General features: G+C 58.0%; 13 protein-coding genes and 3 pseudogenes. 5 read left to right on the top strand and 11 right to left on the bottom strand.

Annotated features, from left to right (window positions below; all coding sequences use genetic code 11):
- The first annotated feature begins 176 nt into the window (after positions 1-176).
- Together NR187_RS07095 and NR187_RS07090 are read left to right on the top strand one after the other, a co-directional pair.
- Positions 177-2,318: a type I secretion system permease/ATPase gene (locus NR187_RS07095; protein WP_256806124.1), complete on the top strand. Its 2,142-nt coding sequence runs from the start codon at positions 177-179 to the stop codon at positions 2,316-2,318.
- A 69-nt stretch (positions 2,319-2,387) separates the two neighbouring features.
- Positions 2,388-4,421: an HlyD family type I secretion periplasmic adaptor subunit gene (locus tag NR187_RS07090; RefSeq protein WP_256806123.1), complete on the top strand. Its 2,034-nt coding sequence runs from the start codon at positions 2,388-2,390 to the stop codon at positions 4,419-4,421.
- A 540-nt stretch (positions 4,422-4,961) separates the two neighbouring features.
- Here NR187_RS07090 and NR187_RS07085 read toward each other — a convergent pair.
- The 3 genes from NR187_RS07085 to NR187_RS07075 all read right to left on the bottom strand — a co-directional run bounded on the left by NR187_RS07085 (position 4,962) and on the right by NR187_RS07075 (position 8,339).
- Positions 4,962-6,323 (bottom strand): DUF4910 domain-containing protein, encoded by a 1,362-nt coding sequence (locus NR187_RS07085; RefSeq protein ID WP_256806122.1) that lies wholly within the window; start codon positions 6,321-6,323, stop codon positions 4,962-4,964.
- A 29-nt stretch (positions 6,324-6,352) separates the two neighbouring features.
- Positions 6,353-7,588 (bottom strand): class I SAM-dependent methyltransferase, encoded by a 1,236-nt coding sequence (locus NR187_RS07080; protein WP_211384814.1) that lies wholly within the window; start codon positions 7,586-7,588, stop codon positions 6,353-6,355.
- Positions 7,589-7,757: 169 nt separating this feature from the next.
- On the bottom strand, positions 7,758-8,339 hold the full coding sequence (locus tag NR187_RS07075; RefSeq protein WP_256806121.1) for a dTDP-4-dehydrorhamnose 3,5-epimerase family protein: 582 nt from the start codon (positions 8,337-8,339) through the stop codon (positions 7,758-7,760).
- Positions 8,340-8,918: 579 nt separating this feature from the next.
- Between NR187_RS07075 and NR187_RS07070 the strand changes: the two genes are divergently transcribed.
- Positions 8,919-10,328: a glutamate-1-semialdehyde 2,1-aminomutase gene (locus tag NR187_RS07070; protein ID WP_256806216.1), complete on the top strand. Its 1,410-nt coding sequence runs from the start codon at positions 8,919-8,921 to the stop codon at positions 10,326-10,328.
- A 128-nt stretch (positions 10,329-10,456) separates the two neighbouring features.
- On the opposite strand, the gene NR187_RS07065 is transcribed toward NR187_RS07070, so the two are convergent.
- From NR187_RS07065 to rfbF, 6 genes and pseudogenes are all read right to left on the bottom strand, one after another.
- A complete protein-coding gene (locus NR187_RS07065) occupies positions 10,457-10,762 on the bottom strand; it encodes a Crp/Fnr family transcriptional regulator (RefSeq protein WP_244550073.1) in 306 nt (101 codons plus the stop codon).
- Positions 10,763-10,825: 63 nt separating this feature from the next.
- Positions 10,826-11,119: pseudogene (locus NR187_RS34965) on the bottom strand (hypothetical protein); the annotation flags it as partial.
- A gap of 355 nt (positions 11,120-11,474) precedes the next feature.
- Positions 11,475-11,743 (bottom strand): annotated as a pseudogene (locus NR187_RS34960) (transposase); the annotation flags it as partial.
- Positions 11,744-12,028: 285 nt separating this feature from the next.
- Positions 12,029-12,799, bottom strand: a complete 771-nt coding sequence (locus NR187_RS34955; RefSeq protein ID WP_211384687.1) for a response regulator transcription factor — start codon at positions 12,797-12,799, stop codon at positions 12,029-12,031.
- A 299-nt stretch (positions 12,800-13,098) separates the two neighbouring features.
- Complete coding sequence (locus NR187_RS07050; RefSeq protein ID WP_256806120.1) at positions 13,099-14,157, bottom strand: NAD(P)-dependent oxidoreductase; 1,059 nt, start codon at positions 14,155-14,157, stop codon at positions 13,099-13,101.
- Between the two features lie 13 nt (positions 14,158-14,170).
- Complete coding sequence (gene rfbF / locus NR187_RS07045; RefSeq protein ID WP_211384685.1) at positions 14,171-15,013, bottom strand: glucose-1-phosphate cytidylyltransferase; 843 nt, start codon at positions 15,011-15,013, stop codon at positions 14,171-14,173.
- Between the two features lie 171 nt (positions 15,014-15,184).
- On the opposite strand from rfbF, the gene NR187_RS07040 reads away from it, so the two are divergent.
- A complete protein-coding gene (locus NR187_RS07040) occupies positions 15,185-16,432 on the top strand; it encodes an acyltransferase (protein WP_256806119.1) in 1,248 nt (415 codons plus the stop codon).
- 50 nt (positions 16,433-16,482) lie between these two features.
- On the opposite strand, the gene NR187_RS07035 is transcribed toward NR187_RS07040, so the two are convergent.
- Together NR187_RS07035 and NR187_RS07030 are read right to left on the bottom strand one after the other, a co-directional pair.
- Positions 16,483-17,394, bottom strand: a complete 912-nt coding sequence (locus NR187_RS07035) for an aldo/keto reductase (RefSeq protein ID WP_256806215.1) — start codon at positions 17,392-17,394, stop codon at positions 16,483-16,485.
- A 213-nt stretch (positions 17,395-17,607) separates the two neighbouring features.
- Positions 17,608-18,687 (bottom strand): annotated as a pseudogene (locus NR187_RS07030) (acyltransferase family protein); the annotation flags it as partial.
- 802 nt (positions 18,688-19,489) lie between these two features.
- Between NR187_RS07030 and NR187_RS07025 the strand changes: the two are divergent.
- Positions 19,490-21,982, top strand: a complete 2,493-nt coding sequence (locus NR187_RS07025) for an Ig-like domain-containing protein (protein ID WP_256806118.1) — start codon at positions 19,490-19,492, stop codon at positions 21,980-21,982.
- The last annotated feature ends 157 nt before the right edge of the window (positions 21,983-22,139 follow it).

The following is a 22,139-nucleotide window of genomic DNA, read 5'->3' as shown; positions in this document are numbered from 1 at the left end:
CGCGGCCTAGGATGATGGGGTGCTGGCCCCTCTTCGAGTCGGAATGCGGCCCAATTCTGAGGATACGGGCTGCGTCTAAGGACGCGCTCGGGCGTCAAAACGACATAACTTCGTGATCGGCGAGAACTGCCCGGTGACTGCCGGATCGCAACTGCTCGATGCAATGCGGAGAGAGGATGCCCGAGCACCTTGAGCCAATTGGCGCAATCCCCGATCAAGGGTTGATCGCGTTGGTTATGATGCTCCGCTTCAACGGCCTCGCCATAGATCCTGAGCGCATCCGTCATCAGTTTGGGACCATTATCAGGGTCGCCGAGATTCTCCGCTCTGCCAAGGAGCTTGGGTTGAAGGCACGTGTCGTCAGGACCAATTGGTCTAGGCTTTCCGGTCTGCCGATGCCCGCGCTCGCGATCCTTCGTGAGGATAGATTTCTTATCTTCGGAAAGGCCACCGAGGAGCGGGTCATCGCGCTTGAGCCGGGTCGCCCGCAACCGGTCATGATGTCGCGGATAGAACTCGAAGCCGTCTGGGACGGCGCGGTCATTCTGATGACGCGTCGAGCCGCTCTTTCCGATCTTGCACGGCGTTTCGACATCACGTGGTTTCTCGGCGCAATTCGAAAATACCGGCGATTGCTCCTCGAAGTCCTTGCAGCATCGTTCTGCCTTCAGCTGTTTGCCCTGGTATCGCCGCTCTTCTTCCAGGTGGTTATCGACAAGGTTCTAGTGCATCGCAGCATGAGTACGCTGGACGTACTCGCCATCGGCCTCGTAGCGACCGCGATGTTTGAAACGATCCTCGGAGTTCTCCGTACATACCTCTTCTCTCACACCACCAACCGAATCGATGTCGAACTAGGCGCTCGGCTATTCCGTCACCTGTTGGCCTTGCCGATCGGCTACTTCCAGGCTCGGCGGGTGGGTGACTCTGTCGCGAGGGTCAGGGAACTCGAAAATATCCGCAATTTCCTGACGAGTTCTGCTCTGACCTTGGTCATCGACCTGTCCTTCTCGGTTGTCTTCATTGCAGTGCTGGCCTTCTACTCGCCAACGCTAACCTGGATCGTCCTCGCTTCGCTTCCGGTCTATGTCGCAATTTCTGCCGGAGCGACGCCTCTGTTTCAGCGGCGGCTCGACGAAAAATTTCGGCTGGGTGCGGAGAACCAGGCCTTTCTTGTGGAGAGCGTCACCGCGATGGAAACGCTCAAGGCGATGGCTGTCGAGCCTCAGATGCAACGTCGCTGGGAGCAACAGCTCGCCGGATACGTCGCAGCGAGCTTTCGTGTCATCAGCCTGGCGAACGTGTCCAGCCAATCGGTCCAGCTTGTCAACAAGCTGGTCGGCGTCGCCATCCTCTATTTCGGCGCTCGGTTCGTCATGGCTGGAGATCTTACTGTTGGCGAGCTGGTTGCCTTCAATCTGATCTCCGGTCGCATCAGCGGCCCGGTCCTCCGATTAGCCCAGACTTGGCAAGATTTTCACCAAGCCAGGCTCTCGATCGCGCGCCTCGGCGACATCCTGAACACAGAGCCGGAGCCTGTTTACAGCCCTGGAAAAACGGCGCTGCATAGCATCCGAGGTGATATTGCGTTCGAACAGGTGGCCTTTCGCTACCGCATCGATGGGCCTGAAATCCTTCGAGATGTGCAGCTGCACGTTCCGGCAAGGCAGGTCATTGGAATAGTGGGCTCCTCGGGCTCGGGGAAGAGCACTTTGGCCAAACTGGTGCAGCGGCTGTATATCCCGGAGCGAGGCCGGGTCCTCGTCGACGGGATCGACGTGACTCAGGTTGACCCCGCCTGGCTGCGCCGACAGATCGGTGTAGTTCTCCAGGACAGTGTCCTCTTCAACTGTTCGGTCAGGGACAATATTGCCTTCGCGGATCCCGCGACATCGACGGAGCGTGTGGTTGAAGCGGCCACAATGGCCGGTGCACACAATTTCATTCTACAACTACCGAACGGATACGACACGATAGTCGGCGAACGCGGGAGCAGCCTGTCCGGCGGACAGCGTCAGCGCATTGCGATTGCGCGCGCGCTGGTAACCAATCCCCGGATCCTGATCTTTGACGAGGCGACCAGCGCACTCGACTACGAGAGTGAGCACATCGTTCAACAGAACATGGCCAAAATCGTGCACGGCCGTACTGTCCTGATCATTGCGCATCGGCTATCGGCCTTACGAATGGCCGACCGGATCATCACGATTGAAGATGGCCGCTTGGTCGAGGATGGCTCTCATCAAGAGCTGGTCAAGCGCGGAGGACGTTATTCAAAGCTCTTCCGCCTACAGTCTGGCTTCCATGACCTTGCATAGCCTGCCCTTCGCTTGCGTCGACACCGACAGGCGACACGGTCGAGCTCACGCGGGCATCGACGAGGCCGCATGAAAAAGACGACGGCAGAGACGTTCGACGATCCGGGGCTGTTTGTGCTCGACCTCCTGCTCCGATTGCGTGGTGTTGACAGCAGCCTCGATCATATTCGCCAGCGGTCCGGCTACACGCCTATCGATGTCCCGGAAATGCTCGCTTATGCGAGGGAGCTCAATCTCTCTGCGAGCTGTGTTCTGACCGATTGGGACGGACTATCGGCATCAGCCCTGCCTGGCATCCTCCCGATTCGCAGCGGCAGCTTTCTCCTACTCGGAAAAGTACATGGCTATGAGGCCGTGGTGATGACCGCTGGCGCCGCAAGGCCATCTATCATTTCCAGATACGAGCTTGAGTCCAATTGGGACGGACGGCTCGTCGTGATCGCCCATCAACGCGCCATCACCGCTCGGCTACTGCGCTTTTCACGATGCTGCCTGGAATTCATCCGGCGTTCAAAGGAGCGATCCCTGATTGTTAGGGCACGACTGGCTGGTATGTTTTCGTCTCGCGCCGATCGCGCATCTGCAATGTCCAAGCAGCGGCCGGCCGCGCCGACGGAGCCTCCCCGGAATGCGAACAGCGGGAACGCGGTCATTGTTTTCGCGGATCACGCCCGCAAGCTCGGCCGCGCCGTTGTCGGGCTGACGCCTTCCCACAGGATTCATCCGAGCGAAGCACTCGCTTTCCTCCCCGCAGCACTCGAAATCATCGAGACCCCTCCTTCGCCCGTTGGACGTACCATCGTCATCAGCATCACGGCGGGTTTCATTGTCGCCTTGCTCTGGGCCTGCCTTGGAACCATCGACATTGTTGCTATCGCTCCTGGCAAGATCATCCCGAGCGACCGAACCAAGACCATCCAGCCCTTCGAGACCGCCGTTGTTCGCGCGATCTACGTTCACGACGGCCAAACCGTCAGAGCCGGTGAACGCCTGGTTGATCTGGATGCGACCATTTCCGCTGCAGAGCTGAACCACCTCAAGAGCGATCTGATGAGTGCGCAGCTCGACGCCTCCCGCCTGAAGGCGTTACTGTCAAATAAGACTGATCCCGCTTCGGCGTTTAACCCGCCCCCAGCCGCCACAACTGCGCTGATCGAGATGCATCGTCGCTTTCTCGTCAGCCAAGCCACCGAGCAGGCTGCCAAACTCGCTGCAATTGACCGCCAAATCTCACAAAAGGAAGCTGAACGGGCCACTTCGAAGGCGTCGATGGATAAGCTGAAAGCCACAATTGGCCCGCTCCAGCAGCGCGTCGAGATACGCGAGCAGCTGTACCAGAAAGAACTCGGTTCTAAGCTGCAGTACTTGGCCGACTACCAAGAGCTACTCGGTCAACGACAGGAGATACTCGTTCAGCAAAGCCGTTTTGGCGAAGCAGATGCCGCCGTCGGGGTTCTGGTGGAGAACCGCAACAAGACCATTGCCGAATACGAACGAACGTTGCTCGAGGAACTCGCCAAGGCGGAACAGAAGGCTGCCGGTCTAAGCCAGGACGTCATCAAAGCCGAGCGGCACACCGGCCTGCAAAACCTGACTGCGCCAATTGATGGCGTCGTACAGCAACTCGCAGTTCATACCGTCGGGGGTGTCGTCACGCCGGCGCAACCAATCATGATGATCGTTCCAATCGATAGCAATCTCGAAGTTGAGGCCATGATCTCGAATCAGGATATCGGCTTCGTCGAGGCAGGCCAGAACGCCGCCATCAAGATCGATACCTTCAATTTTACCCGGTACGGACTGCTACATGGCAAGGTGATCAACATCTCCCAGGACGCCATTCCCCGGAACAAGCCACCGGAGAACGGCAACACCAGGCCTCTCGGCGCCGGGACAACCAGCAGCGAACCCAATGGACAGGAGCTCGTCTACGCAGCGCGGGTGTCGCTCGACCGCAGCTACATGAACATCGAGAACAAGCATGTCAGCCTTTCACCCGGTATGGCTGCCACCGTCGAGATCAAGTCTGGATCACGTAGTGTCATTAGCTATCTCTTATCACCGATCATGCGGTATAAGCAGGAAAGCTTGCGGGAGCGGTAGCGCACGAGCAGCTGTGCAAGGGATTCGCTGCAAATACCACGCGCTGTTACTGATGACGTTTCGCGGATGGCGAAGTCAGGATATCGATCAGATGCGGAACTAGACGGCCGGCGCCGGCCCCGCAGACTCCCCCGATGACCTTCACTGCGGCGTCGAGAATCCGACCATGCCGATCCGTCGCTAGCAACTGCATGCCTTCGAGAGCAAGCGCGCTGAGGATCACCAAGGCAAGTACAGCCCATGTACGACGTGTCATGCCGAACGAAAACGCAGAGCCCATTACAGCGAAGGCAGCGAAGTGCTCCAGTTGAAGGCCAGCCAACCTCGGACGACCTTGAATTGGTGTTAGTGAACGTGATGAACACGAGTACCACCCACCCGACAATGAGCACCACCCTCTGTATCATGACCTCTCGCCGGTCCGGGAATGCTCAAATTCGACGTGCTGGCGAGCCGCTTTTCCAGCGGACACCATCAACTCGTCGCCCTTCAGCTGTCTCAACCTCTATCGGCGGCCAAACACCACCCGCCCTGACGAAACTAGTTTGTCGGGCTCGGCTCGGTTTGCTTGATGAGACCAGCTCGGCTCAGCGCGGCGGCCGCTTCCTTTATCACCGCCCAAGGCAACTTGGATCGTTCGGCGATGTCGAAGAGTGAATGATCCCCGTCCGACATGTTCAGGACCCATAGCAGCCCCATCTGGAAGTCTCCGGCCGCGAGCCCGCCCAATCCACGATAAAGGCCATAATTGCCCAATTTTGGCTCGCAGAATGGCTTCTCGTTCCGAAAGTAGGCGTTGTTCTCGATGACGTCGATGGCTGCAATCGCCTTCGTTAGAGTATCGTACAGCGCAGCAGGGCGAACAAACTCCAGATTATCGGCCGAGCTGTGATACTCCGCGAATCTACCGAACGGCGTTCGCATTACGGTGCCGATTGGTAGGTTGAAGCCAGGCGAGCAATATTGCCGCTCGTCATAGCCGTAAGGTGAGAACTCCTGGATTTCGTGCGGTTCGCCGCTCTGCTCAAGCACATAGGACCAGGCTCGATCGATCTCTGTGTTGCCGCGGCGGCTCCTCTTGTAGGTCATCGCCCCCGAATCGCCGGCGCAGGTCAACACAAATCCATGCTTCACCCGACCGACATGAGCCTCGTTGAGCGCCAACCAGGTGATCGCTCCAATAGTGCCGGGGATAAATACGAAGCGATATGTATACCTGAGCTCCATCTTCCGAAGGTGCTGCGCCAGCGCGGTTGCGACCGCGATCCCGGACAGGTTGTCATTGCAGAGCGACGGATGACAGATATGGCAGGAGATCAGCACCTCGTCCGAGGTGCGACCAAGCAGTCTCAGATCGCCGTAAGTCAGATGACCCGGTGCGAGGCTGGCATCGATACAAACCTCGTAATCGTCCTCCTGCATTGCCAATAGGTCATTGTGCGGCAGACAGAAGCCCCAGGTCTTCTGGTAATAGCTTGTCCGATAGGGAATCCAGTCCGGCTTATCCGGATCCGAGTAGAGGTGAGGCTTAAGCTCGTCGAGCGTCATGTGCGCCCTCACCGGTATGCTGTAGCCCAGGAGGTGCAGGTTCGACTTCCCGAAATCGATCACGCGCTCGCCGGCGCTGTTCTTGACATATGCATCACGCACGTTCCACTCCGGTGGAACGGTCCAATCAAATACCTGGAGGCCGGACGGTACTTCGCACGTGGTAAGAGGAACGTAGTTCCGGATGAGATCGATCGTTCTTCGGATCCCATCCCCCGTTATGCTGCGGGAGATGGGATACATATCCGCAATAAACTCGTGGAGTGCACGTCCGGTCTTGTCCGCTGACAGGTCAACGGCCGCCTCACTCTCCCTGAGGTCCGCGAAGTCTGCATGCCTTGCAATGTCATCCATGCTCCACGTCCCTCCGGTATCCGGTCGGCTCAATCCACGATCCTGGGCTCGGGTATCGGCACCACGAACTGAGCTCCCCAACTGCGGGCGAATGACAGCTGGCTAACGATCTCCCGCTTCAGGTTCCAGGGTAGAATGAGAATGTAGTCCGGCTTTGTCACGTTTATGCGTTCGGGCTCGAGAATTGGAATGTGGGATCCCGGCAACAACGCCCCCTGCTTGTGTGGGTTTCGGTCGACCGTATACTCAATGAGGTCCGAGGTTATGCCGCAGTAGTTCAAGAGTGTGTTGCCCTTGGCTGGGGCGCCGTACCCGACAACACGCTTGCCCTGTCGCTTTGCATCCTCCAGAAAGGAAAGAAGCTTTTGCCTGGTTTCCACAGCGCGCTCTTCGAATGCGTCGTAGTGGTCAAGATTGGCATATCCGGCATCGATTTCGCGGCGCCTGAGATCCAGTACCCGATGGGAGATCGGATGCCATCCTTTGTTGGCGTGCTGAGCATAGATTCGCAACGAGCCACCATGGGTCGGCAACTCTTCGACATCAAACAATGTCAGGCCGTGGGCGGCAAAGATCTTCTCGACAGCGATAAGCGAGAAGTATGAAAAATGCTCGTGATAGATGGTGTCAATCTGACACTCGTCAAACAGGCGCATCAGATGGGGGAACTCCATCGTGATGACCCCCGCGTCGGCGAGAAGAAGGCTCATGCCTTTGACGAAGTCATTCAAATTTGGCACGTGAGCCAAGACATTGTTTCCGATCAACAGATCAGCGCGTAGCCCCTCGCGTCGCAAGGTACGGGCTGCACGTTCGCCGAAGAACTCCACACGGGTCGGAATGCCCTTCGCGCGCGCAACGGCAGCGACGTTCTGAGCCGGCTCGATGCCTAGAACCGGCACATCGGCTTCGACAAAGTATTGCAGCAAATAGCCGTCGTTGCTCGCGATCTCGACGACCTTGCTGTTTGCCCCGATTCCGAACCTTTCGATGACTCGGGTGACGTAGGACTTAACATGCTGCAGCCATGAATCGCTGTAGGATGAAAAGTAGGCATAGTCTCCAAAGATATTCTCCGGCGCCTCCCATTCCTCGAGCTGGACAAGGAAGCACTCTCCGCAAACGTAAGCCCGCAACGGAAAGAAGCGCTCGTCTTGTTTGGCTTTCTCGTTCCGGAGATAGGAATTTGCCAATGGAGACATTCCGAGATCGATAAACACACGTTCAAGAGGCGCGCTACAGAAACGACAACAGCTCAACTCCATTGCATGCGCAGTTGGTGCTTTGACGTTAAGGGTGGATGCTGCTTCTTTCAGCATTCTATGCTCCTGCCGATGGCAATCTGTGATGTCACCGACACGCTAGCGTTGATCGGGACAGAGCTATTGACGGTCGTCAAGTCACGTTTGCTTTTTGCGAACGTGGAGCCCTCGCCTACGACCTCTTGGGGACAGCGATATTCATGCGGGCCTTCAATTCGTTCCCGATATTGCTGTGGGGCTTCCATGCCCTGTCACGATCCGAGAGCACGCGCACTTCTGCCGGCCAGGAAATTCCAAGCGAAGGATCGTCATGCGGCAACCCGCCTTCCGCGCCCGGCGTGTAATAGTTGCTGATTAGATAAATCAGCTCTGTGTCGTCAGTGAGCGTGATGAAACCATGCGCGAAGCGTTCCGGTATGTAGAGCCCGCGGCCATTGTCCGCGGAGAGGTTAACGATGATATGTCGCAAATAGGTTGCCGATTCCGGCCGCAGGTCGACGATCACGTCGGCCACCGCGCCCTTGGTGCATCGGACGTACTTGTTTTCCGTCGCTGGGGGATATTGGAAATGCAGGCCGCGCAGCGTACCGCGTTTTGCGTTGTAGCTGATACTTGCCTGTGCGACGACGGGCTTGAGGCCGTGCGCAAGAAATGTGTCGGCGCAGAATACCCGAGCGAAGTATCCCCGGTTGTCCTGATGCCTATCTATCTCCACCGTGTAGGCGCCGGCGAGGATTGTTTCGGAAAATATCATGAGGCAGATGAAATAGCTGGGTTCAGGCTACTAGATGAACACGATCCGACAGAGTTTGGCTGCAAGCCACAGCAGAGCTAGATCCCACGCAACGACGCTGACCAGCGCAAATGCGATACCGAGGACAGGCCATTCGAAACTTCGGCTCGCCGCTTTCGTGCCCCTGAACTGGGTTGCGTAGGTTGCGTTTCTGAGTTGTTCGAATTCAGACATTGCCCACTCAATCCGTGACATGACCTCACGACAGCCTAGCCAGAGCTGAATTCGCCAATCTGACAAAGCTCAATAACGGTGGGCCATGCAATGGCGGCGTTCAAACGATGCTCTGGGTAGCGGGGTGATGTACCCCGCCAGGCCAGCTGCGTCCGCCCCAAAAAACGGAGATTGTCAAAAGGTCGACTACCTTTGCAGTCAGCCTGACCGAACTGCGGCAATTGGGAAAGGTCGTCTGGATTCCAGGTCGCGGCTGATGCCAAGTTGAGAACCCTCAAATACGTGACATTCTTGTGTCATCAAATGCAGCCGGGCGGCGCGTAATTGCGGTTCTTCGAACATCACGCGTTGAAAAGGGGTTTGGCGATGAATATTAGGTCGAGTTTTTTCGCGGAAACAAATCTAGACAACTTCGCAGCGTCGGGAGCGCTGCGATTTCGGGCGCGCGCTGCGATCCCGGGCGGAGCACATACTTACGCGAAGGGCGACGATCAGTACCCGCTCCTCGCGCCAGGCTTCATCTCGAGAGGCTTGGGCTGCCATGTATGGGACGTCGACGGCAACGAGTTCATCGAATACGGAATGGGACTGCGCGCGGTGTCGCTGGGCCATGGCTTTCCAGCTGTCATGCAGGCCGCAGCCGCGCAGCTGGCACAAGGCACAAACTTTACGCGGCCTTCGGCACTTGAGGTCGAATGTGCGGAGCGCCTGATCGAGCTCGTCCCCGCCGCCGAAATGGCGAAATTCACCAAGGACGGATCAACTGCCACGACGGCTGCCATACGGCTTGCCCGAGCTTATACGGGCCGGGACATGATAGCGCTCTGCTCCGGTCAGCCCTTCTTCTCCTACGACGACTGGGCGATCTGCACGACACCCATGAGCGCCGGCATACCCCGGGCTATGGCGCAGTTGACACAGGGATTCCGGTACAACGACCTGTCCTCGGCGGAGGCGCTGTTCGCTCGATACCCGGGTCGGTTGGCAGCCCTGATCCTCGAAGCCGAAAAGGAGGTACCGCCGACGCCGGGATATCTCGCCGAACTGCACGAACTGTGTCATCGGAACGGTGCTCTCTTGATCATCGACGAGATGATCACAGGCTTTCGATGGCCGGAGTGCTCTGCCCAGCGTCACCATGGAATTAAGGCCGACCTATCGACCTTCGGCAAGGCGATGGGCAACGGCATCGCAATTTCTGCGCTGCTCGGCAGACGCGAAATCATGGAGCTGGGCGGCCTCAATCATGATCGCGATCGCGTCTTCCTGCTTTCGACGACACATGGTGCCGAGACTCACGCTTTGGCTGCGGCCCTGGCCGTCATGAACACCTATCGCGACGAACCAGTCATCGAGACGCTCCATCGCCAAGGAAGTCGCCTGAAGGCCGGCATCGAAGACTCCACGCAGCGCCGCGGATTAACCCGCTATTTCAAGCTCGCCGGCCGGACGTCCAACATGGTCTATGCTTGTTGTGATCGTGACGGAGTGCCATCACAGACCTTCCGCACATTGTTTCTCCAGGAGACAATCCGCCGCGGCTTGCTAGCGCCCTCACTGGTCACAAGCTATTCGCACACCAACGATGATATCGACCGAACCATCGAGGCCATCGACGGCGCACTCGCCGTATATCAGAAGGCGCTGGAGGACGGGCCGGAAGCCCATCTGATTGGCAGGCCGGTCGCACCGGTGTTCCGTCGACAGGCCACTTCGACTTCGGCCGGAACGCCGAGAACGAGAGTTCGCGGGTCAAGCGATGCGAAAGCCAGTTAGCCGATCAAGGCCTGGCGCGCGGCGGTGTAGTTGTGAAAGCCTCAATCTGATCACGTTCGACATCCGAGGATAACCCGCCGCGAACCACAAAGAACAGTCGCGGCGAGACGCTTACAGCACGAAGCGGTTTAATCAACGGCTCGCCCGTTGGAAATCCTCGCTAGCCCCTCAAGATCGGTGAACTTGATCGTCTTACGATTGGGAAGGTCGATGACCTTCTTCGCCTTGAACTCGGCCAAGGTACGACAAACCGTTTCGAGCGACGTTCCAACGTGATCGGCGATATCAGCCCGGGGTAACTGAAGTCGGAGCGCGCCAGGGCGTTTTGGGTCCGCAGGCAAGTGTGGCCGTATGCGCAGCAAGAGCCAGGCGATGCGCGCCACGCAGTTCTTTTGGCTCATGGTCATCACCAAGGTGAGGGTATCTGCCAGCACCTGGTGGGCCCCACAGGGCTCATCGCTCCGGCACACCCCAGAAGTCCTCGATCGGATAACGCGACAATCTGTCACGGCCTCTGCAGTAAACTGCTGATGGGTTGAATGGGTCGGCATAACGACATCGCCGGGCCAGTAGAAAGCAAGAATCTGGCGATTTCCGTTCTCAAGAAGGCGGACTGCCCGTACGACCCCCTCAACGATCTCGATCTTCTGAGCTTCTTCCTCTCCTTCCCAAAAGAGAGCCCTGCAGCGAGGTACGAAGGACGTAGACGGGCGTCGAAAATCGGGAACGCTGGTCGATCTATGAACTTGCGGAGAAAGTTTACCCTGAAGTAAAGCGGATTCTGTAAGCATTTGAATTCACCTCAATACGTAATCCAATACGTTGAAGTGTAGGCGGACCTAATCCGAAGGATACTCAGGCTAAAGCGTTAGGATTTTACTGGTTCCGTATAAGCCAGTTGGACTAGTCCGTCGGGCGAAGAAACTGTTCGCTGCCTATGCCGCGCTCAAAAGAGCAAAAAGCTCGTGCAAGCTCGCAGTGAAAGTGCTCACGCGTGTACCAGCTGTGCCCAATTACACAGCGCCTTCTGTCGGATCGATTTTTTGGGAAGAGTTGCGGTCGAGGAGCGCAATTGTCCTTGCTGAGTAATTTGATCCGAAGCTGCGAGCCTCCCACGAGGTTCCCACAATTCACATGGCAACCACTTGCGTGCGCCAGAGCGTTGCGCATGAGGTTGACGCGGCAACGCTGCCAGCTGGCGTTGAGAACCTTGTTCTCGTTGGGGGGATCGGAGACGATGCCGCGAAGGCTGCCTCAAGGAGACTGAATATCCGTTGCCGAGAACCCCGCGCCAGCCATCGGCGTTGACGCCGACCGCGACGATCGCCACGACCCGGACGATGCATCCCTGCTGGCTAGCCCTTCACTTGGGTTGCGTCGATCCACAGATATGGCCAGTCGCCCTCGATCGGACGATAGGGCTTTCACCTGGTTCGTCCACGAGCGCGCGGAGCGTCATGATATCGTCGATCATCGGTGGTTCCTCGGTTGCGCTGGCGCGTCGCAACCCAATCCTACCGGCGACTCTCCAGTCTCCGCAAAGCTGCCGACCCGCTAGGATCTCAGGCGCGTAGGGGAGCGTTGCTCTGCCGAGCTCTCCACCACCATTCGCCGGGGACACGGCCCCGGGGTTGCATCTCTAGCAGCCGGCGCCGAGCAAGACGTTGTTGCCAAGCGCGGCAAGCTGGAAAATGCAGCGATCACCCGGCTGGTCTTCGAAAGAGAGGCCTGTCCGTGGGCTGCGCCCATCGATCGCCAACGATCAACTCCGAACCTGGGCCTGAGCCATTACCCCGGTCGATCGAGAACCTCTTGCTTCTCATTCTGCTAGCCAACCTGTCCCTGGGCCCGACCAACTTCGCGGCTATAAAGGCCGCCTCCGTCCGATTGCGGGCACAAAGCGCGCGCAGAAGCGCCGCTGTATGGATCTTGCTGGTTCCTTCCGCGATGCTTAGCTCGCGCGCAATCTCTTTGTTCGACATTCCTTGGGCCAGCAGCGGAAGAATTTCGTTCTGCCGGCGTGTCAATCGCAGAGCCTCCAGGTTGAAGTTGACCGCCTGAGGGGGCTCTGGTCGGCCTACATCATCATCGGCCAACCACCGCGGAACATAGATGCGTCCAGACAGCAAATCGCCGACCGCGGACAGCAATTCCTCATCCGACTGAAGCTTGGGCAAGAATCCATGAAATCCAGCCGAAAGACATTTCAGCACGTCCGTACGGCTGCTCGAAGCCGACATCACTGCAATACGAGTAGCGGGCCTCAAGTCGACGACTTCCGAGAGAACCGAGAGCGAACGTTGGTTAAGACAACCTAGATCGATCAAGATCAAATCGATGCCTGTCTCCAGCTCAAAATTCTCAAGCTGTGCCATGTCTATGACGCGGGACTTCTTAAACTTGGCCTCAACTACATCTCGGAGACCGCTACGATAAACACTGTGCTGATCAACTATTAGGATGACTGGCACTGCTCAATCTCCGAGCAATCCCGTACTCTTACCCGGGACTCTCACATCGTTGGCAGCTTGAACTGATGAAACGGCAAAACAACCTCACCCATTGGTACTTCTGCTCGGTGTTCCCTTCCCTCCGGCCATACGCGGCCACCCATAATCAGGATTGCCGCATTGCAATAATATTATGATCAGTTGAGGAAAAGTCAACTGGTGATAGCAATTCGTTTCCAACGCTGCCGCGCGGACGGGCTTCGACCTGGGTCCATCGGCATCGGCAGGCAAATACGCGAACCTTCCCGCCGCAAAGGCTACTAAGTGCGCGCGAGCGCCGGCACGATTTCGGGAATTGGCGTCCACCGCAAATGAAGATCCAGTTGCTCGGTGTGCTGCAGGTGTCGAAGCTCCAAAAGGCGAGTAAATGGCGCGGCATTGAAGGTCGCTTCGTCTAATTGGATGCGCTGGAATACCCCGCTCAATTGCCGCGCGCCGCGCTCCGCATTCCATTGGCAGCGGAAATTCGGCATGTGGGCCCTAATCTTCGCAAAGGAGACGCGATAGCTGCGATTGTCCGGACCACTCGGACCAAACGAAAGATCGCAATCGGTGAAAGTGTCGTTAACGATCTCCGCGATCTCGCGCACCGTATAATTCTGACTTTCATCGCCGACATTAAACGCCTCGGCGCAAACCGCTTCGCGGGGAGCGTCCAAAGCGCACAGGATGGCTTGGCAGATGTCCTCGATGTGGACCAACGGACGACAGGGGGTGCCGTCGCTCATGACGCGAATTTTTCCTGTTGTGAAGGCCCACCCCGCAAGGTTGTTCAGGACGAGATCGAAGCGCTGCCGGGGAGACGCTCCAAACGCGGTGGCGTTACGCAGAAACACGGGCGTGAACCGGGAGTCAGCCAGTTCGACGAGATCGCGCTCGACGAGCACTTTGCATCGCGCATAAGCCGTCTGAGGTTCGCAAGAAGACGTCTCGGATTTCACCTCGCTGCCGGCCGCTCCATAGATGCTGCAAGAGGACGCATAGATGAATCGCCCGATTCCCGCCTCCCTGCACTTGCGGGCAAATTCCACGGAGCCGCGATGGTTGATCTCCATCGTGATCGCAGGGTCATTCTCTCCCAGCGGATCATTGGAGAGCTCCGCGAGGTGCACCACAGCGTCAAACCCCTCCAAATCAGACAGTGACAACTGCCGCGTATCGCGCGACATGACCATTGGCCGTGTCCTGCCGTCATCGAATAGCCAGCCGCGGCGGTAGAGGCCCGTGTCGATCCCGATCGCATCGTAACCGTGCTCGAGCAGCCTCGGGCCGAGCACCGCACCGATATATCCGTCAGCTCCAGTGAAGAGAACGCGCATCTGCTTCATCTCCTCAGATTGTTGTCCGATCGGCGATTGCGGGGTGCGATAACTTGTTGCTTCCATTCGCGGCAACGCCCTTATTCCAGACGTACCAGGGTGGATCCCCGGTATCCCAGAGATCCTGGAGAATGGCCTTGTCGCGCAAGGTGTCCATGTTCTGCCAGTAGCCACGGTGCCTGTAGACAGCCAGTTGATCCTGCTCGGTCAGACGGGCGAGCGGCTCGCTTTCCCAGCTCGTGCTGTCGTCGTCGATGAGATCGAGGGCCTGAGGTTCGACAACGAAGAAACCTCCGTTGATGACTTGACCGTCGGTCGCGTCCTTCTCGCGAAAGCCGGCCGCGCGGGGGCGATCAGACGAGAGATTGATCGCGCCAAAGCGGCCGGGTAACTGGACCGCGGTGACAGTCGCCAACGCGCCCTGCTGATGGTGGAATTTGATTAGCGCACGTATGTCGACATCGCTGACGCCATCGCCGTATGTCATGCAGAAGGTCGAATTCCCGAGATGCTCGCGCACTCGTTTGAGGCGTCCCCCGGTCATCGTCTTCTCTCCGGTATCGACCAGCGTAACCTGCCAAGGCTCCGATCCGTTTCGATGCATTTCGATGCGGTTGCGCTGAAGGTCGAGCGTGAAGTCTCCCTGGTGAGACAGGTAGCTCATGAAATAGTCCTTGATCATCGTGCCCTTGTAGCCACAGCAGATGACGAACTCGTTGAGGCCATGATGGGAATACAGCTTCATGATATGCCACAGGATCGGACGACCACCGATCTCAACCAGCGGCTTCGGCACCACCGAAGTCTGCTCGCTCAATCTCGTACCGTAGCCACCGGCGAGAATAACAACCTTCATAGGGATCTCCTGTCCTAGGTTCCCGACCGAAACATGCGCAGATGCACTTTCGGATGGCGCAGTTCTGACCGTAGTTCGCTGGGGCACGACCAAGTTGATGACCGTCAACTCGGCAGACATCGGTTGATGCCGCTCACCGCGTCATGACAAGCGTTCGCGTGCATAAACGATTTGACGATCATCAACTTGCCGATCTGCGCTGCCGATATTCAAAGATCGAGGCGAACGCCTACCACCCCGGAAGAACACGCGATGACATCGATCGGTGACAAGTGGGAAGCGGCGAAGGGACGGCCCGCGGGTTTCGATCTCCTGCGCATCTCATTGGCAGTCGCCGTCATTCTTTGGCACTCTGTCGCGGTTTGCTACGGCTTGCCCGCCGAACAATGGTTCTATGGTGGCTCATTGAAGCCCATTGTCTGGCTTATCGTCCCCGCCTTCTTTGCCCTCAGCGGCTTCCTCGTTGCAGGAAGCCTCGAACGGAACAACCTTCCGGCTTTTGTCACGCTGCGGGTCATCAGGATAGTTCCCGCCCTGACTGCAGAAGTCGTAATCTCGGCTATGCTGATCGGCCCGCTCTTCACAAACCTCGCCCTGTCGCACTATTTCACCGACCCCGCCTTCTTTCGCTACTTCCTCAATGCAATCGGTGACGTTCACTTTTATTTGCCCGGCGTCTTTGCCGACTTGCCCGTACCAAACATGGTAAACAGCCAGCTTTGGACCGTTCCGCACGAACTAGAATGTTATGTTGCCATCAGTGCGGCCGCGTTAATCGGCTTGACGAGGCGCCGCCGACTCTTCTTGTTCGCAGTCCTGTTCGTAGTCAGCGCATTGGCGCTGCGTGACATTGTTGGCGGGAAGCCCGCTTCGCTTGCCGCTCCACCGGGCCGGATGCTAGTTCTCGCCTTCCTGTGCGGAGTGGCGCTGTTCCTGAATCGAACCCGGATCGTGTTTTCGCGTTGGCTGCTGCTGATCAGCCTCGTTGGCTTCGTTGCTTCCGTCCTCGCCTCGAGCCGCGCCGGAGAGGATCTCGCCGCGCTCTTCGTCAGCTACCTCACGGTGTATGTCGGACTACTCAATTTCAACGTCGGACCTGTCACCCGGGTGACCGACTACTCGTATGGCATCTATCTTTACGGGTTTCCCGTTCAGCAAACAGTTGCCCAGTTCTTGCCGACCTACCGCATTTGGTACGTCAATTTTGGGATCAGCCTTGCCGTGACCTCGATCTTCGCGATTGCATCCTGGCATCTGCTCGAATCCAGGGTGATGACAGGGAAGAAGCAGATCCTGGCGTTCGTCTCAATGCTCGTGGATCGAGTGCGGTACATGCTCGTAACCGCGTGGAGTTCGCTGTTTGGCCGCCCTGCGGAAGCCCGTACAGCGCCTTCCAAGCCGCCGGTTCCGACAAACTGAGCCGATATGAGCTCAACCGGCAGCCACGGAAAGACAAAACCCGAGCTGCCTCAAGTCCTCGATAGGAGACGGGTCAGTCGACGAAATAAGCCCGTTTGCCCATAGGATGCAGGATCGGGGCCGATTCTACCATCAGGCCGATCGAGCCTCGAAATGACGGCGTGGTCGTCGCTGGTCAACTCAAAGTCGAACAGGTCGATGTTCTCGGCCATGCGAGCTGCCTTTGCCGATTTCGGTATCGCGATCGTGCCGTTTTCGAGGTGCCAGCGAAGCACGATCTGCGCAGGCGAACAGCCGCACCGTTCTGCGATGGCCAATATTCTCGGATTGGTGAGAGCCGCGCCCCGCCCGAGCGGACTCCATGCCTGAGTCACGATGCCATAGCGCTCGTGGATATTCCGTAGCTCGCGCTGTTGGAACGCTGGATGCAGCTCGACCTGATTGACCGCTGGTACGACGCCGGTCTCATGCACGATGCGTTCCAGATGATCGGCCATGAAGTTCGATACACCAATCGACCGGACACGTCCTTGTTTCTGGAGCTCGATGAGCGCACGCCAAGTCTCGATATATGCCCGCCGTTGAGGGCATGGCCAATGAATCAGATAGAGATCGACAACGTCGAGTTGCAACCTAGCAGAGCTTGCGTCAAACGCACGCATTGTCCGATCGTATCCCTGATCCTCATTGCGAAGCTTCGTCGTGATATAGAATTGGTTTCTTACCTGCTTCAGGGCCGTGCCAACTCCGCTCTCGTTTCCATAATCCGCAGCCGTGTCGATCAAGCGATAGCCTGCGTTGATCGCGGATGTGATGACTTCCGGCGCAATCGCGTTGTCGACCTGCCAGGCTCCAAAGCCGAGCTGAGGCAATGCATGGCCGTCCTTGAGCGACACCATCGGGACTCGAGTTGCGACTGCTGCAAGGCGCCCTCGCGACGGTTCTGCCTGCTTCAGCGGCATTCCAGAGGCAGCCGACGGAAAGGACGGTCCGGCTCCGGCGGCAGCAGGGGGCACCGCAGCACGATCAGATCCGAGCGCGTATGGCAGAGCGGCGGCGTCAACAGCCACCGTAGGATGCAGCAGACGACTGTCGGTCCAGCCGCGAAGCATCTTGACCCTCAACCAGTCGCGGATCGTTGGGGTGCGGGCTTCAAAAACGAGATAGAAGATTGCCGCTGTGAACAGGCAGGCCAGCATGAAACTTGCGTTAAGCCCGACCGAGGCCAGCGTGAATTCCTGGCGATCACTGGCGGCGGTGACGTTCAGGAGCAGCAGGATCGGATAGTGAATCGCATAGAGGGAAAAGCTGAACTTTGCGAGCTCCCTGCCGGCTCGAAGAAATGAAGGCAGACGCACCTTCAGACGGTCTATGCCAACAATGAATGCGGCCGTCCCTAACCCGACCACCATGCTGAACGACGCCCATTGAGGGAAGATGCCCTTCAACGTGAGAAGATACAGTCCCGTCATGCTCAAGAGAAAGCCGCAACACCACGCCCAGGCCGGCGCAATCACCGCATAGGCGATCACGCCGAAGCACCAGATGAAAAAAAAGAAGACAAACTTCAGACCGACATGCGTGCCGCCCGCGTCATGGTGTTCGGCGAGCGCAAACAGCCCGAAGACCGTGAAGATCATCGCGATGTAGGCCGGTTTCTTACGCACCGAAATCAGCGCAAAAAACAACACATAGTACCAGAATTCGTTCGACAAGCTCCAGAGGGCCGCATTTCCTGCGAATTCCGAACAGGCTATCGTCTGGAAAAACAGGCCGTTGCAGATCGCGGCGGCCGCGCCAACAGGCGCGTGAAAGATGACCGCATTATTGTAGACGTCCTGATGCGAGGACACATATACCTGCCACCCCGCTGACTGCCGCGCCGAGATATAGAGGCAGAAGGATATCGTCAGCGCAGGCAGGAGCACGACATAGAGGCGCGATAAGCGCGCCGAGAAATAGTCAACAGCGTTCAGCCGTCCTCGCAAGGCTCCAACCAGAGCTGGCCCTCCCACAAGGTAACCGCTCAAAACAAAGAACACGAGAACAGCCGCGGGGCCATTCGCGCTTGCTGCCCACAGAATGGAATAGACCGCTCTCATTGCCGGGTCGTAACTCTCGCCCGGCAGCTTCTCCATGAACATCAACTGATAGGAATGGAATGCCAGCACCTCGACGGCAGCGAGGCCGCGCGCAAGATCGAGCCAGTCCGATAGAACACTCGAAATTCCGGTCTGTGCACGAAAGCCGATCACGTGATGCCTCCGTCTCGAACCCTTTCGGCGAACCACAGAAGAGACGCCTTTCCTCTCGGTTAGACCCAACCGTTCCAATCGAGTTGACGATGCTCAATAATGAGCGGCGCAACAATAAGAGGTGCGGAAACCTCTCGTCGCAGGGATTTCGACCACCGCACCCGTCGAAGGGTCGATGCTCAAAGCTTCAAATGTCGGAAACGGCATGCGTCTCACTGAGGCGGGACAATTCGACGCAATGCGCTCAACATGCGACCACACCACAGCGAGCCAAACACAAAAACAGCCGGTATTTCCTCGTGATAGCAAACGTGGTGATAAAATAGCTCCTGCTGCCTCAAGCCGCAAACGCCACCATTAGACGGCGATGATGGGAGAGCGCCTCACTGCCACCTCATTCCGCAACAAATCAATCACATTGACGACAGATTCTGTTGCGAGCGTGAACTCGGGAATGCGCTAGGTTGCATTTGCAGGTCGTTGCGCTGACGACCGGTTGCTCAAAATGAGTGCAGTCGCAGAAGCTGTGAAGAGTTCGTTGCGACGCGTCGATTGAACTTTACTGCGGCTTGGTTCATGCTTTGTGGAAAGGCTCAAGGTGATTCGGCAAGTCCGATTTCGGTAATGCGAGACGATGGCCGCAGGGCGTCGGGCCGGTTCTTGCAACTTTCGAGTATCAGCAGAAACAGCGTTTAGTTGGCGCGAACGGCGAAACGTCGATTGTGCGTTCTGTCCTCGCACGTTCGCGGGCAGCTTTAAACGTTGTCTCACATTCACACATTCGAACGACTAGGAAAGTGAAATGGGGATTTCGCTATCGGAGCTGATCAAACAGAACACGCTTGGGCTCAGCGAGGGGTATCCTGCCGGTGTTCCGCACAGCTACAGTTGGTACAAGGGTTGGAATCCTGGCGGTCAGATGACCCCGCCCGCCGGCTTCACCGCGGTCGAAGGTTGGGGGCAGGTCTATACGGAGGAAGGGGCTCCAGCGTCCCCAAGTTCGGACATCGAAGTCGCGAACGCAAGAACCTACGTGCACATCAAGGAGACCGGCCAGTGGTTGCTGGTTCAGGACCAGTCAAAGCTTGGCATCGGAGGCGGGCATTTCGTCTCTGATTTCGCCGGTAACTCAGCTTATCCGATGACGGTGACTCGCCTGTCAAACGGAGCGGCGAGCTTTGATGCGCCTTCGACCGGATACAACGATCATTTCTGGTATGGATCGCGCGGGACCTACGCAGCTGGCACGGTCGACGGCGTTTACGTCCAGATGGACATGAGGAAGACCGATCCCAACGCGAAGCTGGTGGGCATGGTCGGCGTGGACTGGTGGCGCAACGCGACAGCGCCGTATCTTGCCGACCACAGCAACAATCCAGGTGTCGGAGGCAGCAACTGGGTTGAGCTATCAACCCAGTGGAAGACGATCGGTTACTATTCCATGAGCACTGCGGCGTTCCAGGCAGACTTGCCTCCGCCGTTGTTTGGATCTTCTCCTCCAGTCGAGCCTTCCGACACGCTGGCACCGGCATCGCCCACGATAGTCGCAATCACGCCGGATACAGGTACCGTCGGAGACAACATCACCAACGTCAAGCAATTGACGTTGAGCGGAACGGCAGAAGCGGGCAGCACCATCAAGGTATTTGAGGGCACCACCGCAATTGGCACGGCCAAGGCCAGTGCGAGCGGCACCTGGAGCCTGACCACTGCCCAATTGCCGGACGGCAATCATGCTTTCACCGCAACCGCCACAGACGCTGCAGGCAACGTCAGTTCAAAATCCGCTTCTCGCAGTATCCTTGTGGACACGCTTGCGCCAGCAGCCCCCAAGATTGCCGCATTCACACCGGACAGTGGCACCGTCGCGGCCAAGACGACGAACACCAGGCAACTGACGTTGGGCGGCACGGCGGAAGCGGGAAGCACGGTTAAGGTCGTTGAGGGAACGACCGTGATTGGCACGACCACTGCTGACGCGGGCGGCGCTTGGCGCCTGACAACGGCCCAGTTGGCTACCGGGAACCATGCCTTTGCTGCGATGGCCACTGACGCTGCGGGCAACGTCAGCACGAAATCTGCCGCCCTGAATGTGACGGTGAGCGCGCCCGTCACCTCACCACCGGCAAATGGAAAGAACTTGCTTGTCAACGGGTCGTTCGAGGCAACGTCTTTGGCGCCCTTCGCTGGCGGCCGTTGGGGAGCCTACAAGTCGGTGTCCGGCTGGACCGCGATCTCCGGCGGCACGATCGAGCTCTGGAACAATCTTGGCGGAGTCAAGGCGAGCGACGGCGGCAATTTTGGCGAGCTCGACTATGCCGGCGCCCGAGATGGATTCTACCAGGACGTCAAGACCGTCGCGGGACAAGTTTATCAACTGTCCTTCGATGCGCGGTCACGGCCCGGCTTCACCGGCGCGACCTGCTCGATCGAAGTTTTGTGGAATGGCTCAGTCATTGCGACCGTTCCGCCTGGCAGTAGTTGGGACGCCTATGATTTCAAGGTCGTAGGCACCGGCAGCAACGATCGCCTTGCCTTCCGCGAAGTAGCTAGCCAGGGCAGCGACGGCCTGGGTGCCCTCTATGACAATATCGAACTCACCGTCGCCACGGCGACGCCAGCCGATTCACTACCGGGGGGCGCGGATAAGACTCTCCTGGTGAACGGATCGTTCGAGTCATCCTCGCTGACGCCACTCCAAGGCGGCCGCTGGGGGGCCTTCGATGCTATCCCAGGCTGGCACGCCATCAGTGGCGGAACCATCGAGCTCTGGAACAATCTAAATGGCGTGAAAGCGAGCGACGGCGTCAACTACGGCGAATTGGACTATGCTGGAGCCCGTGACGGACTTTACCAGGATGTGAAAACCGTGGCGGGGCAGCAATACGTCCTTTCCTTCGATGCGCGCTCGCGCCCGGGATTCACAAGCTCGACCTGCTCGATCGAAGTCCTCTGGAATGGCTCGGTCGTTGGGCTGGTTCCTCCCGACAGCACCTGGCAAAACTATGATTTCACGGTGACCGGTACAGGCGGGCAGGACCGCGTGACATTCCGCGAGGTCGCGGGCCAAGGCAGTGACGGGCTCGGTGCGCTCTATGACAATGTGTCTTTGGTTGCAAAGCCGGCGAGCTCTGCCTCGGCGTCCCTGCTGAGCAGTGCAAGTCAGGCGGTTGCGCTAATGAACCAATATGCCGCAACCGATGCGATCACAACCAGCGCGGTGACGAACGGGCCTCTCGCGGCCGATCCGAACGCTTCACTCGCGCAGACGCTCTCGTTGCCTGCCCAACACTAGTTTTCTCGCGATGGGATAGAACAAAACCTCGGGGCGCCGTTTCACGGCCCTCGCATGCTCGCTTGCGCCCGCCCGTGAGGAACGCCTTCACGCAAGCAGCCGCGGCTTGACGAACAACGGGCGACGGAATTGATAGCCGTCAACTCGGACCCCGTCT

Origin of the sequence: Bradyrhizobium sp. Bra64, from assembly GCF_024519875.1 — a bacterium.
GTDB lineage: Bacteria > Pseudomonadota > Alphaproteobacteria > Rhizobiales > Xanthobacteraceae > Bradyrhizobium > Bradyrhizobium japonicum_G.
The sequence above is the reverse complement of the archived record's forward strand: the minus strand, read 5'-3'. Positions and strand labels throughout refer to the sequence as shown.

What these genes read in the sequence shown, in the direction of transcription:
- NR187_RS07095 (WP_256806124.1), top strand. Translation starts at nt 177, where the DNA reads ATGCCCGAGCACCTTGAGCCAATTGGCGCAATCCCCGATCAAGGGTTG.
- NR187_RS07090 (WP_256806123.1), top strand. Translation starts at nt 2,388, where the DNA reads ATGAAAAAGACGACGGCAGAGACGTTCGACGATCCGGGGCTGTTTGTG.
- NR187_RS07085 (WP_256806122.1), bottom strand. Translation starts at nt 6,323, where the DNA reads ATGGATGACATTGCAAGGCATGCAGACTTCGCGGACCTCAGGGAGAGT.
- NR187_RS07080 (WP_211384814.1), bottom strand. Translation starts at nt 7,588, where the DNA reads ATGGAGTTGAGCTGTTGTCGTTTCTGTAGCGCGCCTCTTGAACGTGTG.
- NR187_RS07075 (WP_256806121.1), bottom strand. Translation starts at nt 8,339, where the DNA reads ATGATATTTTCCGAAACAATCCTCGCCGGCGCCTACACGGTGGAGATA.
- NR187_RS07070 (WP_256806216.1), top strand. Translation starts at nt 8,919, where the DNA reads ATGAATATTAGGTCGAGTTTTTTCGCGGAAACAAATCTAGACAACTTC.
- NR187_RS07050 (WP_256806120.1), bottom strand. Translation starts at nt 14,157, where the DNA reads ATGCGCGTTCTCTTCACTGGAGCTGACGGATATATCGGTGCGGTGCTC.
- rfbF (WP_211384685.1), bottom strand. Translation starts at nt 15,013, where the DNA reads ATGAAGGTTGTTATTCTCGCCGGTGGCTACGGTACGAGATTGAGCGAG.
- NR187_RS07035 (WP_256806215.1), bottom strand. Translation starts at nt 17,394, where the DNA reads ATGCCGCTGAAGCAGGCAGAACCGTCGCGAGGGCGCCTTGCAGCAGTC.
- NR187_RS07025 (WP_256806118.1), top strand. Translation starts at nt 19,490, where the DNA reads ATGGGGATTTCGCTATCGGAGCTGATCAAACAGAACACGCTTGGGCTC.